This is a genomic window from Tessaracoccus flavescens, assembly GCF_001998865.1.
Taxonomy (GTDB): Bacteria; Actinomycetota; Actinomycetes; order Propionibacteriales; family Propionibacteriaceae; genus Arachnia; species Arachnia flavescens.
Window position 1 is genome coordinate 1,540,483 of sequence record NZ_CP019607.1, and the last position, 16,261, is coordinate 1,556,743.

The following is a 16,261-nucleotide window of genomic DNA, read 5'->3' on the forward strand; positions in this document are numbered from 1 at the left end:
CCACTGGGTCAATCACTACGGCCTGGAGTGGGGCTCACCCCCGCGTGGCGGGGACGGACGGTAGGGGCCGCGTAGCGGCGGGGGTGGCGGCGGGCTCACCCCCGCGTGGCGGGGACGGACCAGCGGCTCCTCTCCGCGCTCAGTCCAGTAGGCGGGCTCACCCCCGCGTGGCGGGGACGGACGCTAGACACCCTACTGGTCCAGTTACCGAGCGGGGCTCACCCCCGCGTGGCGGGGACGGACCACGTGCCCAGCCTGCCCGCCATCCCCGGCGTGGGCTCACCCCCGCGTGGCGGGGACGGACTCCGGCCAGGTGCTCTCCAACGAGGCCGCGTTGGGCTCACCCCCGCGTGGCGGGGACGGACTACAGGGTGCCCAGCGCCACGGGCAGCGCGGTGGGCTCACCCCCGCGTGGCGGGGACGGACTCGGAGATCGCGCAGGTGCTCGGCTGGTCCAGGGGCTCACCCCCGCGTGGCGGGGACGGACTCCTGGACCGACTCGTCTGCGATTGCGGCTCGGGGCTCACCCCCGCGTGGCGGGGACGGACCGGGGGTCCGAAGCTGTTACCTGATCTACAAGGGGCTCACCCCCGCGTGGCGGGGACGGACGCCAGGGTCAGGATGTATTCCAGCTTGACGGCGGGCTCACCCCCGCGTGGCGGGGACGGACAAGGTCTTGCCCCAGTAGGAGTTCTTGAGGACGGGCTCACCCCCGCGTGGCGGGGACGGACATATTGAGTGTCTGCACCAGCGAACGCCAAAAGGGCTCACCCCCGCGTGGCGGGGACGGACCACTGCCTACGTAGGATTGCGGCGCTCTCAGCGGGCTCACCCCCGCGTGGCGGGGACGGACCCGCAGCCGGTCACGATCCCCGACCTCGACCAGGGCTCACCCCCGCGTGGCGGGGACGGACTGGCGGGGCCAGCTGCCAAGCAGCGCCCAACGGGGCTCACCCCCGCGTGGCGGGGACGGACGCAAGGTCGGGGATCTCCGGGGCTACGCAGTTGGGCTCACCCCCGCGTGGCGGGGACGGACTGTCCCTGCTCTGTCCAGCCACCTTGTCGCATGGGCTCACCCCCGCGTGGCGGGGACGGACAGCCGGAGGCAGACCGGCACGGATGGACGCTCGGGCTCACCCCCGCGTGGCGGGGACGGACGCACCGAACCGGCGGCAGGTCAGCGCGAGGGCGGGCTCACCCCCGCGTGGCGGGGACGGACCCTCGGTCGATAGCCGTAAGCACAACGCGCGCGGGCTCACCCCCGCGTGGCGGGGACGGACAGGACACACATGGAGCGCATGACGGGCGCTGAGGGCTCACCCCCGCGTGGCGGGGACGGACCTGATCTGATCCCACAGGTCGGCGGCGTAGGCGGGCTCACCCCCGCGTGGCGGGGACGGACACATCGCGTCGAACAGCGCGATCGTGTGGGATGGGCTCACCCCCGCGTGGCGGGGACGGACAGCCGACATGCCCGCGAGCCAAACGTCGAACAGGGCTCACCCCCGCGTGGCGGGGACGGACACGCCACCGATACGGCACGTCATCCCGAGCGGGGGCTCACCCCCGCGTGGCGGGGACGGACGCCTTGTCCGGCATTGCGTTGGCGGCGAGGGCGGGCTCACCCCCGCGTGGCGGGGACGGACGTGGGCCTGCTGGTGCTCGACACCCTCGTGCTGGGCTCACCCCCGCGTGGCGGGGACGGACCAGGCGGCGCGCCACCGCCCGCTCGATGGACTCGGCTCACCCCCGCGTGGCGGGGACGGACCGCGCCACCTGGTACCGCACCAAGGCCCAAGGCGGCTCACCCCCGCGTGGCGGGGACGGACCGACTCGACCATCCGGCCCTCGCCAACGTGCCGGGCTCACCCCCGCGTGGCGGGGACGGACGCGGCCTTCCACTGGAACGACGCGCCCTCCGAGCCCGCGTGGCGGGGACGGACCGACTCGACCATCCGGCCCTCGCCAACGTGCCGGGCTCACCCCCGCGTGGCGGGGACGGACCGACGCCGCGCCCGTCGTCGCCCAGGTCTCCGCGGGCTCACCCCCGCGTGGCGGGGACGGACTGCTGCCGCTGCTCCTGCTCGGCCTGCGCACGCGGCTCACCCCCGCGTGGCGGGGACGGACCCGAGCAGGGTGGCGGCCTCGGCCTGGGTGAGGGGCTCACCCCCGCGTGGCGGGGACGGACGCGTGCTCTGATGTCGAGGGCGCGGCGTCGCAGGGCTCACCCCCGCGTGGCGGGGACGGACGCCGTCGTCCTCCACCGGGACAAGCTGCCGAAGGGCTCACCCCCGCGTGGCGGGGACGGACGGACGACTCCACCGAGGACGAGCAGACGGTGACGGGCTCACCCCCGCGTGGCGGGGACGGACACCAGACTGTCCTCCATATAGTTCGTCGAATAGGGCTCACCCCCGCGTGGCGGGGACGGACTCTGGCGTGTCGATGGACACGCTTGTGCAGCGGGGCTCACCCCCGCGTGGCGGGGACGGACCGCTGGGCGATGTCGGCGGGGTCGGGGTAGGCGGGCTCACCCCCGCGTGGCGGGGACGGACGGCATGGGTACGTCCTTGAGGATCGTGTCGGCGGGCTCACCCCCGCGTGGCGGGGACGGACCCACCGCCGAAACCCTAGACCGCATCTGGGGGCGGCTCACCCCCGCGTGGCGGGGACGGACGCCCAAGAAGTCGCTCCCGCCCAGTTGGTCGGGGGCTCACCCCCGCGTGGCGGGGACGGACGCGGGGGGCACCGGATCAATCGAGAAAACGACGGGCTCACCCCCGCGTGGCGGGGACGGACAGCGTCGCCGACGACTGGACCGAGCAGGCCGAGGGCTCACCCCCGCGTGGCGGGGACGGACCCGTTGGCGAAGTGCGGGATCTCGCCCGTGCGGGGCTCACCCCCGCGTGGCGGGGACGGACTCACCCTCGCCCAGGCCACCAAGTCGGTCACGGGGCTCACCCCCGCGTGGCGGGGACGGACTCTCCTCATGGAGGTCGGCGCATGACCGTCGAGGGCTCACCCCCGCGTGGCGGGGACGGACGTCCGCCGGCTGATGATGTACGCGGTGAAGGTGGGCTCACCCCCGCGTGGCGGGGACGGACTCGGCCACCTCGCGACTCTTGCTGATCTGCTCGGGCTCACCCCCGCGTGGCGGGGACGGACGCGGGCGGCATGGTCGCCGATGCAGCGGACGAGGGCTCACCCCCGCGTGGCGGGGACGGACGGCTCGGCTCACGCTTCGCGAAGTTCCAAAACGGGCTCACCCCCGCGTGGCGGGGACGGACACTGACCGGCGGCCGGCCCCCGACATCATCGAGGGCTCACCCCCGCGTGGCGGGGACGGACGGGTGCAACCCGTGGTCGACGGCCGGATGGGGGGGCTCACCCCCGCGTGGCGGGGACGGACCGCGTCATGCCTTCGGTCGTATGCCGGAGGCCGGGCTCACCCCCGCGTGGCGGGGACGGACTCGCGGGCACGGTTGAACCCGTCGCGGATCGCGGGCTCACCCCCGCGTGGCGGGGACGGACGTCTGCGCCGACCGCCCGGCGGCCGCGAGCCTGGGCTCACCCCCGCGTGGCGGGGACGGACTACGCCGCCGAGGTCGCGGAGTACGTCGAGCGGGGCTCACCCCCGCGTGGCGGGGACGGACCCCGTGGACGGCTCTGTGCGGGTCGCGATCGGGGGCTCACCCCCGCGTGGCGGGGACGGACTTCCAGGCGGTTGCGGCACCGTCCCGGATCAGGGGCTCACCCCCGCGTGGCGGGGACGGACCGCGAGTTCGTGACGAACGCGCAGGCGACCTCGGGCTCACCCCCGCGTGGCGGGGACGGACTCCGCCGCTGGCTCGCCGCCCACGATGCCGAGGGGCTCACCCCCGCGTGGCGGGGACGGACCAGCCTTCGCCGGTTGCCCGAGCTGGCGGTGAGGGCTCACCCCCGCGTGGCGGGGACGGACCCGTCTGACAGGCATATTCGCCTATCAGGCGGGGGCTCACCCCCGCGTGGCGGGGACGGACGATGCAGCGGCCGCAGTTCGTCGAGCCTGTGAGGGCTCACCCCCGCGTGGCGGGGACGGACACCCGCCTCGCCTGGCGCGACGACTCCCAGATCGGCTCACCCCCGCGTGGCGGGGACGGACTCGTTGGCCATCACCTCAGAGTCAAGGCCCATGGGCTCACCCCCGCGTGGCGGGGACGGACTTCGACAAGCTCGACCGCGAGCAGTTCGCCGCGGGCTCACCCCCGCGTGGCGGGGACGGACGTCGCCGTCAACGGTGCCGCGATCGACCCGAAGGGCTCACCCCCGCGTGGCGGGGACGGACGGTGCGGCGCAGGTCGTGGATCGTGAGGGTTGGGGCTCACCCCCGCGTGGCGGGGACGGACGGCGAATATGCCTGTCAGACGGGTTTTTGCGCGGGCTCACCCCCGCGTGGCGGGGACGGACTCCAACGCTGCGCGGAACGCGTACTCGGCCTCGGGCTCACCCCCGCGTGGCGGGGACGGACACGAGTTCGACCACCTTTTCGTAACCCAGTTCGGGCTCACCCCCGCGTGGCGGGGACGGACCCATGCGCCGCCTCGCCACAGCGGCGGGATGAGGGCTCACCCCCGCGTGGCGGGGACGGACTCACGCCGAGGGTGTGCACCTCGAGGTTGTCGGGGCTCACCCCCGCGTGGCGGGGACGGACAGTCCTCGACCGTTAGGCGAGCGATGCGGTGGGGGCTCACCCCCGCGTGGCGGGGACGGACGCGCGCGTGCCCAGAGGGGCGACGACGTGCAAGGGCTCACCCCCGCGTGGCGGGGACGGACGACACGGGGTCGGCCCACTCGTCGACCGGGTTGGGCTCACCCCCGCGTGGCGGGGACGGACCGTACGATCCTGCGCACCGAGGTGAGTGCGGAGGGCTCACCCCCGCGTGGCGGGGACGGACCTCACCAAGGCGAGTGCTGGCGAGATGGGCAAGGGCTCACCCCCGCGTGGCGGGGACGGACCACAGATTGCGGGACATGTGGGCGTCCAGTTCGGGCTCACCCCCGCGTGGCGGGGACGGACTCACCGTCGCGGATGCTGACGCACCAGTCGGAGGGCTCACCCCCGCGTGGCGGGGACGGACTACAGCGTGCCCGGCTGGCCCTGAGCCATCGGGGGCTCACCCCCGCGTGGCGGGGACGGACGGCGCGGTAGCCGCGCTTCGGTGCGGTCATGGGGGCTCACCCCCGCGTGGCGGGGACGGACCGCGTCTCCTTGTGGGTGATAATGAGCGAGCAGGGCTCACCCCCGCGTGGCGGGGACGGACATGGGACGCGCTCGACGTGCTCTTCATTGGTGGGGCTCACCCCCGCGTGGCGGGGACGGACTCAGCGCACCATCGCACGCCGTCGGGCAGGCGGGGCTCACCCCCGCGTGGCGGGGACGGACTTCTCGTCCATCGGCAACGCGATTGACATCGAGGGCTCACCCCCGCGTGGCGGGGACGGACCACCTGCCCCCACATGGCCCAGTGGTGGCCCGTGGGCTCACCCCCGCGTGGCGGGGACGGACCTCGCGCAACACACGCCACGACAGGGCCGAGACGGCTCACCCCCGCGTGGCGGGGACGGACATCGCCCGTGTGATCGGCGTGCCGAGCTACTGGGGCTCACCCCCGCGTGGCGGGGACGGACAGCACACCATCGTCAGGGCCGGGGGCCAGCGGGGGCTCACCCCCGCGTGGCGGGGACGGACCCGCAGCAGTCGCAGTTCGGCAGTGTCGCCCCGGGCTCACCCCCGCGTGGCGGGGACGGACTACAGCGTGCCCGGCTGGCCCTGAGCCATCGGGGGCTCACCCCCGCGTGGCGGGGACGGACACCGGCATCTTCTCGCAGCTGCGCGATGAAGCGGGCTCACCCCCGCGTGGCGGGGACGGACCGCTCGCATCGGCACCCATCGCGACCTCCTACGGGCTCACCCCCGCGTGGCGGGGACGGACCGCACCGCCGCCAAGCGCGAGCGGGCCAATCGGGGCTCACCCCCGCGTGGCGGGGACGGACCGCCACCCAGGCGCCGACGCTGCGGCCACGCAGGGCTCACCCCCGCGTGGCGGGGACGGACTCCAGCCAGAGCTTCCCGGCCTGCTGGTAGGCGGGCTCACCCCCGCGTGGCGGGGACGGACAGGAGGGGGCGCGAGACGCCTTCAGCGACTGGGGGCTCACCCCCGCGTGGCGGGGACGGACTCGCCGCTGTACGTGTCGAAGGTGCTCGGCGAGGGCTCACCCCCGCGTGGCGGGGACGGACGAATCTTCTGGTCACGCCGGGGTTCCTTTCGCGGGCTCACCCCCGCGTGGCGGGGACGGACCTCCCGGTGGTGAGCCATGCCCGCAGTCGGCGGGGCTCACCCCCGCGTGGCGGGGACGGACGCGTCCACGAGTCCGAGGTGCGCGTCGAGGGCGGGCTCACCCCCGCGTGGCGGGGACGGACCTGTTGGCGAGTGCGTTGCCGCCGAGGGTGTAGGGCTCACCCCCGCGTGGCGGGGACGGACCTGCGCGGCGACCTCGAGAAGCTCGGCGGCGCGGGCTCACCCCCGCGTGGCGGGGACGGACTCGCCGCTGGCACAGTTCTCCAGCTTCGCCGAGGGCTCACCCCCGCGTGGCGGGGACGGACGCTTGGATAGCCGGCAGCGCCGCGGTGATCGCGGGCTCACCCCCGCGTGGCGGGGACGGACCCTGAGCCTGAATGACCCCGCCACCCGCGTTTGGGCTCACCCCCGCGTGGCGGGGACGGACTCAGGGCCCCAGACTAGCGCGGGGCCCTGACAGGGCTCACCCCCGCGTGGCGGGGACGGACAGGCGTGAGTCGCCGGGCGGCGGTGCGTAGCTGGGCTCACCCCCGCGTGGCGGGGACGGGGGCCGTGTGCCCTAAGTGCTTCCTGACCCGCTCGGGCTCACCCCCGCGTGGCGGGGACGGACTCCTTCGCGGGGACCGTGCCCTGGTACATGGGCGGCTCACCCCCGCGTGGCGGGGACGGACTTTGGCGATACTCTCGCGGACGCCCCTGCGGTCGGCTCACCCCCGCGTGGCGGGGACGGACTTCGGGGTGGGCGTGCCGGGCACGAGCTCGGGCGGCTCACCCCCGCGTGGCGGGGACGGACTCGCGCTTGGTCTTCTCAACAGACATGAGGGGGGGCTCACCCCCGCGTGGCGGGGACGGACCCGCCGACTATGCGGGTGCCCGCCTCGCCGAGGGGCTCACCCCCGCGTGGCGGGGACGGACAGCACCTGACTTGGGAAAACGCCCCAAGAGCGGACAGTGCAAGCCCTCTAGCTACCTTAGCGTCGAGATCGACGAACACGCGAGGCGCTACTCCAGCCACGACGCATGGGGTTCTTCATTCCACCCTCCTGGCGCCGCATCAACGAGACTCCATCAACGTCGACTACCTCCCACGCGTGGTTATGGACCTTGAAGCCAAGACGCTGCTCCCCACTCGTTCCGAAGATCATGATGGCCCGCCCGTCCTTGCACATCTCCAAGACCCTGAGCCATAGATGATCGCGAATTCGCACCGTGAGATATCCGACGAAGACACCTGGGCTCACCTCGAGAAGCCAGCGAGTGAGGTGCCCACGCAGACCCTCTGGACAGTTCGACAGCACGATGACTACCAATCGGGTTCATCTCCCCAGCTTCGGCCAGCCAGGACGCTGTCTCCGCTCTCGTCCCAGAGTTCGAGGATGTCCCAGCCATAGCCCTCGTCCGGGTCTCCCGACGCCGCGAGCACGGTGTGAATGTCACGAACGCAGCGCGTCAGCAGCCGGCGAGCATGAATCTCGTCCCGCATGGCCCGGCGAGTCTCACCAGGAAGGTCATCACCGGCCGCGGCAGCTATCTCAAAGGCGACCGGAACGGCGATCTCGGTCTTGTACAAGTCAGCGATGTCGTACACGAAGGACCGGTCCTGCCCGTTGTGGACGAATCCCAGCCCCGGGACGAGCCCGAGTGCCACGATCACAGCGTGGGTCACCCCATATAGACATGACGTTGCCGCGGTCAACGCCTGATTGACCGGATCTGATGCCTCGAAGTCTGTGGGCTTGTAGCTGCGCTTGTCCCACGCGACGCCGAAGTCCTCGGCCGCATCGCGGTACGCCTGGCGGACCCGACTTCCCTCCCGCCCGCGCAACTGTTTCATAGTGGCCCGGGCGACCGACTCGTCTGGGAAGCGCAGTTCGTACATGCGGCGGGCGACCTTGAGCCGCTCATCACGACTCACGGACGCAGCGGCCTGCAGTTCCAGGAGCCGAGTTCGTCGCGCCAAGGGTCTGCCGTGTGCGTAGTAGCGGACGCCGTGCTCTCCGACCCAGACCGCGGTGGAGCCGCTGTCGGCGAGCAACATCATGGCTTGATGGGTGATGTTCGTTCCGGGCCCGAGGAGGAGAGCACCGATCATGGCGGCCGGAATATGGATCACGCCCTTGTCGCTGGTCGAGGTAATGGCGTTCGACTCGCGATGGATCTGGCAGCGTTCAAGGTAGATGAAGCTGAGCCGATCCTGGGCACGAGCAAGTTCCTGCACCTCTGCAGGCCGCGACCCAGGAACCGGCTTCATGCCCCTACCCCTGACGATTCGGTGGCGCCAAGGTCATGAGTCCACACCCGTACCCCTTCGCTGGCCCAACGCCCATAACAAGGGCTGCTCGGAGCCGCTCCGGATCGACAACGTTCACGCATCCGTCGAGCTGCGCGATGGACAACGTCACCGGTTTACTCGCCGCGCCCCGCGTGAACCGCACCGTCTCACGCCTCGTGACGGCCACGGATGGTTCGCCCGCCGCATCTGACGGGAACTCCACCCCGAGGGCCGCGTGCCGTTCGACGAGCCAGTGGCGCTGTTGGGCTGCAGTGACATGTGCGACCCTCCGGCCCCTGGCGCCGGGCTCGTCACGAACGGACCTGACGGGGTTCGCCGTCAGACGGAATCGCCACGTTTGCCCTGGCGCCAGACGCCCAAGGAATCCGTCATAGCTGGCCGTGCGCGCCGGGGCACCCGTCGTCCATCCGGCCTGCTCGTTGAGAGCAGTGAAGTCGGGGCGTAGACCACTCACGAGTAGCAGCTTGATCGCATGGCTCGCGCTAGCGTCGAGCCGCCAGAGCGCACGCGACTCGCCGTCACTCGACTGTCCCGGCGGGAAGCAGCCAAGCACCGCTGCGTGCAATCGCTCGCGTGAGGCCAGCAGGTGGCGGGCCGTTCGGCGCCCTGAATTGATGTCGAACTCACTGAGGAACATCAGCTATCTCCAAGTGCAGAGAGCCAGTCAGGCTCATCGGTGCCCACATCGTTGGGCAGCTGGACAACTGACGAGGAGACGTTCCGCCAGCCGTACTCCCGGCGCGAGGGGTCGAAGCTCAGGGGGACGTCCCTGATCCCCTCGCCGGGGGTGTCCGGCGAGGCGTCGAGGTGGAGATCCAGGGTGGCAAGGGTTGGCATGCGTTTCCGATGCCATAGGGCGGCCTGCCATGGCTCGGCGGCCAAGACATCGTCGAGGTCGCCCTGCCGCAGCCCGAGCGCTAGTCGTCCATCGACGGGGCACGAGCGGCGCCCGAGGTAGAGGGGAAACTCGGGGCGTTCCACCGCCGACAGGAGACCCTGCAGTAAGGCGTCATCACCTTGGATGCCCGCAACGAAGACCGCGTCCGAGAGGTAATAGCGGTGCGACAGCGGCATCGAGTTGCCCGCCCGGTCATGGGCGGTGTGAAAATCTCGCACCACCGTTCCCGGCTGATCAGTCCGTACGCCAAACCGCAGGTGAAGGAGATCTTCGATGCTATCGGTTCGCCGACGTCCTTGCGCTGCGGCGAGGAGCCCAAGCACGCCAGACTTCGTCGGCTCCTGCCTCGTGGAGCGCACCGTGAATCGGCTGGAATCACCCCACGATTGGAGTGGTCCGGCCAACCGGAGGAGGAGCACCGTCACGAGGACGCCTGATCCCCGAGCACCTCGGCCACGTCCGCGCGAGATCGGTCGATCAGTTCACGCAGCGTGACCACCTCACCCAGATCATCCAAGGCGTTGCCCGCATTTCCGGTTCGGGTCACGAGCGAGACGACCGCCGGATCAAGGAAGCTGCCCTCAACCTCGCCGACGTACTTCGCGAGCGCGTCGGCCGACGGGCGCACATACCCTCCGTCTGCCTCGACCGGCGCCTCGAAGGCGCCTGCGTAGCTCACGGAGCGACCCTCGCGAAGTTGCACGAGGACCGCATCCGGCAGCGTGTTGTTGCCAAAGGTGTTCTGCTTCCCGGTCGGCATCGACACGATGAAGCCCTGCACGAACGCCGCCGCAGCCTCGGCCGTGAGCGCGACGTCACCGAGGTTGTGCAGCAGCTCGGTTAGGCTGATTGTCGCGAACCGGTACAGCGTGGACGAGTTGAACTCGATGGTTCCGATCATTCCGGCCCCAGCGTCGTCCTCGTCGAGCTTGTAGTCGTCAACCGCAGTGAAATAGTCGGCCTCTGTCTCGGCCGCATGGGTGCTGATGGCGTGGGCTACCTGCACGGCCGAGTCGACGTTGAGGTCCTTCGAGTCGGCGACCATCCGACCGAAGAGGCTGACGTCGACGCCGTGGTCGGTGTCGGCCGCCAGAGCTGCCTCCCGCTTCGTGACGGGACCCTCGGCCGTCGCCGCCAACTCTGCTAGGCGATCAAGCTGATGCCTGCTGAAGAAGATCAGGTATTGGGACCGCTCGACCTTCTCGGGCTCGCCCTTCTTCACTCTAGGCTTTTCGGTCTTGAGCCCCAGGGCGTTGACGACCTTGACCGCCCGCGCGACCATCTCGTCTTCGGCGAGATCGAGGTTCATCTCCTTCATGCGCTCGACAAGGAGCTCGATCACGCGCAGGGTCCTCACGCCACGCTTCTCCAAGTCGACGAATTGGTCGAAGCTCGCCCGGACGGCCTTCTTCCACGCCTGGCTGCTTACTCGGGCGCGGCGCACCCCTCCGTAGAGGGCGCTCTTCGGCGCACCCGTGTCGTCACGGTTGACGTTGCTCGGCGGGACGCTCTGCAGGACGTGGATGTCGAGGTAGTACGCGGTCACGGGTTCTCTCCTTCGGGAACTGCGGTTGCTTCGGTTGGCTCTGTTGTGGGCTTGTGGAGGTGGAGTTGGCGCCCCCAGCGGAGACGCACGACGTCGGACTTCTTGGTCTCGAGCAGCCAGAGGTCTGAGGCGAGTCGGCCGTAGTCCAAAGGGATCGACTCGGCACGCATGAGCCCGACCAGCGCCCGAAGGCATGACAGTCGAGCCGATCGGGTCTGTGCCCGGACCAGGGCGTGAAACCGCGACAGTACGCCCGGATCCGGCGTCGCATCTGCGGATCGTGCGCGTGCCAGGTCCCGCACGGCCTGACCCAGCCCAACGCCTTGGCGGTGCATCGGTTCACCCTTCGACTGTTGATGGATCGCGTACATCACGAGCGTGGCGTGAGCGGCCGCCTCACCGATGCTGGGGGCGTCACCGACTCCCCGCACGGATTCAGGCAAGCCGTCGAACGTCACCTGCCACAGGGCAGCATCTGCGCCGGGAGCCGCCGCGTCGGCCCTACGAAGCTGCGCCAGCGTGCGCTGGGACCACTCATCACGAGGGGATCGCGTGTAGCCGGCCTGCAGCTTCGCAACCTGCGCCCCCACCAACCTGCCCGTCTCCGACCAAGGCTTGGTCTCCATCTTCTCGTCACTCATCCGATTCCTCCGTGTCGTGAGCTTCCGGCAGCGGCTTCGCCGCACCGTCCGCGCTGGTGTGCCCGCGAAGCTGGGATAGGAAGATGCTCCACGCCCGGGCCGTGTCCATGGTCTGTCCGCTGCCCCGGTCCAGGCGGCCGACGACGGCCGCGCGACCGCCATCTCGGCACAGGTCGCCGCCGAGCTGCGTAATTCGCTGGCGGACTGCCACCCCCCAGGCCGCCGCTCGCTCGGCAACATCCGAGTCGGCGGTCAGATCCCGCGCCCACCGACGGAAGAGCGGATCGAGTGCGTCATACGCGGCCGTGAAGGCCAGCTCGCGTCGCGGCGCCGGGTCGATCCCGGCGGCTCTGGCGAGGTTGGACGCGAGGTTGGCAACGTCGACGACGGCTTGCTGCGCCACTCCGGACGCCCCGATCGCGAGCCCAGCCAGCGACTCGTCATCGAGGAGCGCCACGGACACGAGCAGCGAATCGTCGACTGCAGCCGCCAGGCTCGACTCCTGGGGCCCGTACTCGAACCCGACCACCCTGACCGAAACCCGGGCGTCCGCGGGAAGGGCCCCGCCGTCCCTGAGCCGCGCCGACCAGTCGAAGAGTGCAGGCCGAATCGTCTTCCTGGTCGGTACGACGCGCTGCAGGAGAGGCTCGAGGCCCCGCCAGATCGACCTTCTCGGATCGTGCGTCCGGGGCATCCATGTGTCGTACTTCAGTTTCTTCGTCTGCGGCTCGCTGTAGCGCCAACTCGACATCGGCTCGAACCGCTGCAGATTCTGAGGCCCGATCTTGTCGCCGTTGCACACCAGCGCGTCGGCGACGCGGTCACCGTCCAGGATCAGGCGTGCGCGTCGCGTCTGCCACGTGTAGAGATCAGCCGTGCCGGTCGGCTCGGAATGGAGCCAACTCTCACCGGCATCATCCTGGTCGCGCTCCCACGGGACCGAGTCGTCGTCGTTCGACATCGGCAACACTAGATTGAGCAGCAGCGTCTCGTGAAGAGAGTGCCCCTCGGCCACCACGAGCCCGATGCGACCTGTGATCCCGGTCCCGATCGGATAGCCCCTACCGCCCTTCACGCGATCGTCACCGAGCGCGCCGGTCTTGATTCCGCTGATGTCACTGGAATGCAGCGCTACCAACCAGCGGGCTGCCTCGGCCAGGGACAGCGACCCGATGCCGGCCCCGTCGCGCGTCGTGAAGAACTTCGAGCCCGACGGCACCTCAGCGATGAGCTTGTCGAGGCCGGAGGTGGCACCCGTCTGTGTGCGAAGGTCAGCGACCTGGAAGAAGGGTCGATCGGCATCGAGCAGATCGAAGCGTTCCAGGTATTGCTCCAGGTAGGCGTCGATCTGGTCGAGCGGCAGACCGTTGGTCCACCACAGCCCCCAGAGCGTAACCGCCTCGTCGTCGTTCCGGACGTCATGGGTGGCACGGTAGGCGATGGCGAGCAGGAGTCGGAGAACCGCCATGTCCTGCATGGGAATCTCGCCGGCCAACCCGCTGAACTCGTCTGCGCGGCGAAAAGCATCCCGGATCGACACATCTTCGAGCATCCCGGTGCGCGTCCGGACCCTGATCCAGGGTTCCGCGATCAGATTGAATGACGCTGTCATGGACGTTCTACTCTCTGCTCCGACTCGACGATCAGTCCGTGGCTGAGATCATAGACAATGCGTCTCCCGACCAGTTCACCGACCCCTTCAGAAGACAAGGCCAGGGCTAGCTGCCCCTTGAGCCACGGCGAGGCCTGCCATGCGCTGACGTCGACCGCGGACTCCAACTCATCGATGACGCGGTCGACGATCCAGACCCCCGAGAGTGAATGTGGAAGCGACAGGGTGCACGCGGCGAGCGCTCGGGCAAGTGGGGCCTCGGGTGTCGAGTAGCCGATGGCCTTACCGGAATGGGGCCCGACTCCCTGCGGCAATCGATAGCCTTCTCCGTCTCGAACGATGACGATCACCTCAAGTGAGTCTTCGCTGTCTCTCACTTGCTGATAGCCATGTGAATCGTCGGGGTCGGCTGCGGGACCGCTGATCAGCGAGTTGAGGTTGCTCTTGCGCCGGGGATCGGCGAGCAAGAAATCTCCTGCCCGCTTGACCTTGGACGACTGCTCCAACGCCGCTCTCTTGGTCGCCTCGCGAGTGGCGGCCCGCCATGCTTCCGGAACTTCTGGCTTGGCGTCATAGGCGCGAGCCACCAACGTCGGGATGTCACGCGGGATCGCCACCGAACCGACGCCCTCCACGATCGCCGCGCTGCGCAGGAGTGCGTCCTGCCCATAGATGCGCCGAGCACCCACCGGGAACTCGGGAGGCTGCGTCGCCCAGTCATCGACCCCGCGAATGAGGCATTCAGGGTGCTCCAAGGCTGCAGGCCGGGTCCGGTCGTGACGATGCAGGCGGCCGATGCGCTGTAGTAGCAGGTCGACCGGTGCCAGGTCCGAGATCATGAGGTCGAAGTCGATGTCCAGCGATTGTTCAAGCACCTGGGTGCCGACCACCACGACCTTCTCCGGGCGCAGGTCGCTGGCTGGCCCGAGGCGACGGACCAGGTCTGCCTCTCGCGCGGCCCTGTGAGGCGCCAAGTAACGGCTGTGCAGCAGCAGCACCTCGCAGTCAAGGCTCCTCGACAGCGTGTCGAAGGCCTGCTGGGCTCGCGCCACCGTGTTGCAGATGACACCGACACAGCCACCCCCTGTGATGCGCACGTCAATCTCGGACGCAAGCCAGTTGAGCTCGTCGCCGACAGGCCGCAGCGCAACCTCGATGTCCCGCCCGGCGCTCGCGGTGCCCACCACGGACACTCCGCCCTGATCGACCACGTGGATGACGGGATAGGCGTCGGTCTGCGGAAGCGACACCCTCCCTGCACGTCCATCGGCGTAGGAACACAGCAACTCCTCGCGCTGCGCAGGGGGGAGCGTGGCAGACATGAGGATGACGGGGGTGCCATAACGCCCCAGCCACGTGAGCACGCGTTTCAAGTACGTCCGCATGTACGAATCTGCGGCGTGGACCTCGTCGATGATCACCACCTTGGTTGCGAGACCGAGATGACGTAGGACTACGTGTTTGGCCTTGAGTGCCGCGAAGAGCGCCTGATCGATGGTCCCGATGACGTGACTGGCAAGCATCCCCTTCTTGCGGCCGAGGAACCACGCATGCACAGTCGCAGCCGCCTCTCGCGCCCCCACTTCGTCGTCATAGATCGGGGGTCTCGACCGTGCCCATGGCATCAGGCCGGCAAATTCGTCGTTGAGGCCGGCCTTGCTGTGCGCGAGGTTGAGGCTCGTAACCCCACCGGATGGGACGTGGTCGAGCCAATCTCTCACGCGAGAGAACATGGGATTGGAGGTAGCCATGGTGGGCAGCCCGACAAAGACGCCACCCAAGCCGAACCGCTGCGCCAGGATTTCGGCTGCCAGCAGCGCCGCCTCGGTCTTGCCAGATCCCATGGGTGCCTCCAGAAGCACGAGCCCTGGCGTCGTCATCGCCGAGGCGACCCGCACCATCTCGCGTTGCATCGCGTTGAGGCCCGCTTCCGGACCCAGCCGAGGGAAGCGCTGCCGCAGCAGCTCGTCGGGAACAGCGTCCGCCTTGAACGGTGCCCACGCCGCGGGGAGGTTGAGCGTGGCCAGGGCCCTCTCTACCCGGTCCTCAGAGGGCGGTTCGTACGGGAAGAGAGACTCGTCGCTGGCGATCCAGTCGGCCATGATGACCAACCCACAGGTCAGAACCTGGACCTCGACCGGGATCGGCCCGGCGAGCCAGCACCCAAGCCAGGCGTCCGCACCGGTCTTGATGGCGAAGCCGTCCAGTATCTCGTCACGCACCTTGGCCCAACCGTTCGATTCCTCCACGAAGGCGTTGCGCGCATCAATGAAATCTTGGTCGCTGGGGTTGCTGCCATGGTGACCGCCGACGATGCCGCCGAGGTGCTGAGCCCGCAGTGGGTCGGCCGCATGGCGACGGATCAGCCAGTCGACCAGATGCACCTGCCCCAGCAGGCCGTGCCCCAATGGACGATTGACGTGGATAGGGACATCCAGACCCGCAGCCCGCATGGCCTCGGCAACATCTGATCTCCCAGCGGGATAGGCCTTGAATGCGAAATGCTGTGAGGCCTTGCCTACGTCGTGCGCCGACGCCAAGAAGCAAACGAATGCACGAGCACCGTCATTTCCGCCCAACGCTTCCGCGAAGAGCCGCCGCACATTGACGGGTTGCTGCGCCCACAGCGCATCCATCACGTCACCGGCGTCCTGCAGATGCTGGACCAGAGGAAGGTGGGACGTCTCGCTGCCTTGGAGCTTCCCCCAGCACGAGTAGGCGGCAGGGCTCCATGGAGACCTCACCCGGTCCACCTCAATCACGACCCGCCAGCGACGGGTGTTTGTCGGTGGCTGCCGCTACGTTCTTTGGCAACGGCTGATAGGCCGTCCTGCTGCGCAATGGGAATGGCATCCGAGCTAGCTGCATCATCGCAACCTCCTGACGAATAGGTTAGGCGAGATCAGACCCAACACCTTTAAGTTGGGGAGCTC

8 protein-coding genes and 2 CRISPR repeat arrays (1 of these 10 cut by a window edge) are annotated in these 16,261 nt (G+C 69.6%); all 8 genes read right to left on the reverse strand.

Annotation, left to right across the window (positions count from 1 at the left end; genetic code table 11):
• Positions 1-1,891: direct repeats of the CRISPR family, unit length 29 nt; unit sequence GGGCTCACCCCCGCGTGGCGGGGACGGAC; it begins 517 nt to the left of the window's first position.
• A gap of 84 nt (positions 1,892-1,975) precedes the next feature.
• A CRISPR array of direct repeats spans positions 1,976-7,253; the repeat unit is 29 nt; unit sequence GGGCTCACCCCCGCGTGGCGGGGACGGAC.
• Positions 7,254-7,309: 56 nt separating this feature from the next.
• From cas2e to cas3, 8 genes are read right to left on the reverse strand one after another with little or no spacing between them, the layout of a single operon-like run.
• Positions 7,310-7,648 carry a type I-E CRISPR-associated endoribonuclease Cas2e gene (gene cas2e, locus BW733_RS07430; RefSeq protein ID WP_077349295.1) on the reverse strand — a complete coding sequence of 113 codons (339 nt, stop codon included), beginning with the start codon at positions 7,646-7,648 and terminating at the stop codon, positions 7,310-7,312.
• A complete protein-coding gene (cas1e, locus tag BW733_RS07435; protein ID WP_077349297.1) occupies positions 7,642-8,589 on the reverse strand; it encodes a type I-E CRISPR-associated endonuclease Cas1e in 948 nt (315 codons plus the stop codon). Before cas1e ends, cas2e begins: the two co-directional genes overlap by 7 nt.
• A gap of 4 nt (positions 8,590-8,593) precedes the next feature.
• On the reverse strand, positions 8,594-9,268 hold the full coding sequence (gene cas6e, locus BW733_RS07440; protein ID WP_077349299.1) for a type I-E CRISPR-associated protein Cas6/Cse3/CasE: 675 nt from the start codon (positions 9,266-9,268) through the stop codon (positions 8,594-8,596).
• On the reverse strand, positions 9,268-9,954 hold the full coding sequence (cas5e, locus tag BW733_RS07445) for a type I-E CRISPR-associated protein Cas5/CasD (protein ID WP_077349301.1): 687 nt from the start codon (positions 9,952-9,954) through the stop codon (positions 9,268-9,270). The genes cas6e and cas5e overlap by 1 nt, the downstream gene beginning before the upstream one ends.
• On the reverse strand, positions 9,951-11,075 hold the full coding sequence (gene cas7e, locus BW733_RS07450) for a type I-E CRISPR-associated protein Cas7/Cse4/CasC (protein WP_077349303.1): 1,125 nt from the start codon (positions 11,073-11,075) through the stop codon (positions 9,951-9,953). Before cas7e ends, cas5e begins: the two co-directional genes overlap by 4 nt.
• On the reverse strand, positions 11,072-11,716 hold the full coding sequence (gene casB, locus BW733_RS07455) for a type I-E CRISPR-associated protein Cse2/CasB (RefSeq protein WP_237268335.1): 645 nt from the start codon (positions 11,714-11,716) through the stop codon (positions 11,072-11,074). The genes cas7e and casB overlap by 4 nt, the downstream gene beginning before the upstream one ends.
• A complete protein-coding gene (casA, locus tag BW733_RS07460) occupies positions 11,709-13,328 on the reverse strand; it encodes a type I-E CRISPR-associated protein Cse1/CasA (protein WP_077349305.1) in 1,620 nt (539 codons plus the stop codon). Before casA ends, casB begins: the two co-directional genes overlap by 8 nt.
• Complete coding sequence (gene cas3, locus BW733_RS07465) at positions 13,325-16,090, reverse strand: CRISPR-associated helicase Cas3' (protein WP_335755091.1); 2,766 nt, start codon at positions 16,088-16,090, stop codon at positions 13,325-13,327. The genes casA and cas3 overlap by 4 nt, the downstream gene beginning before the upstream one ends.
• Between the last annotated feature and the right edge of the window lie 171 nt (positions 16,091-16,261).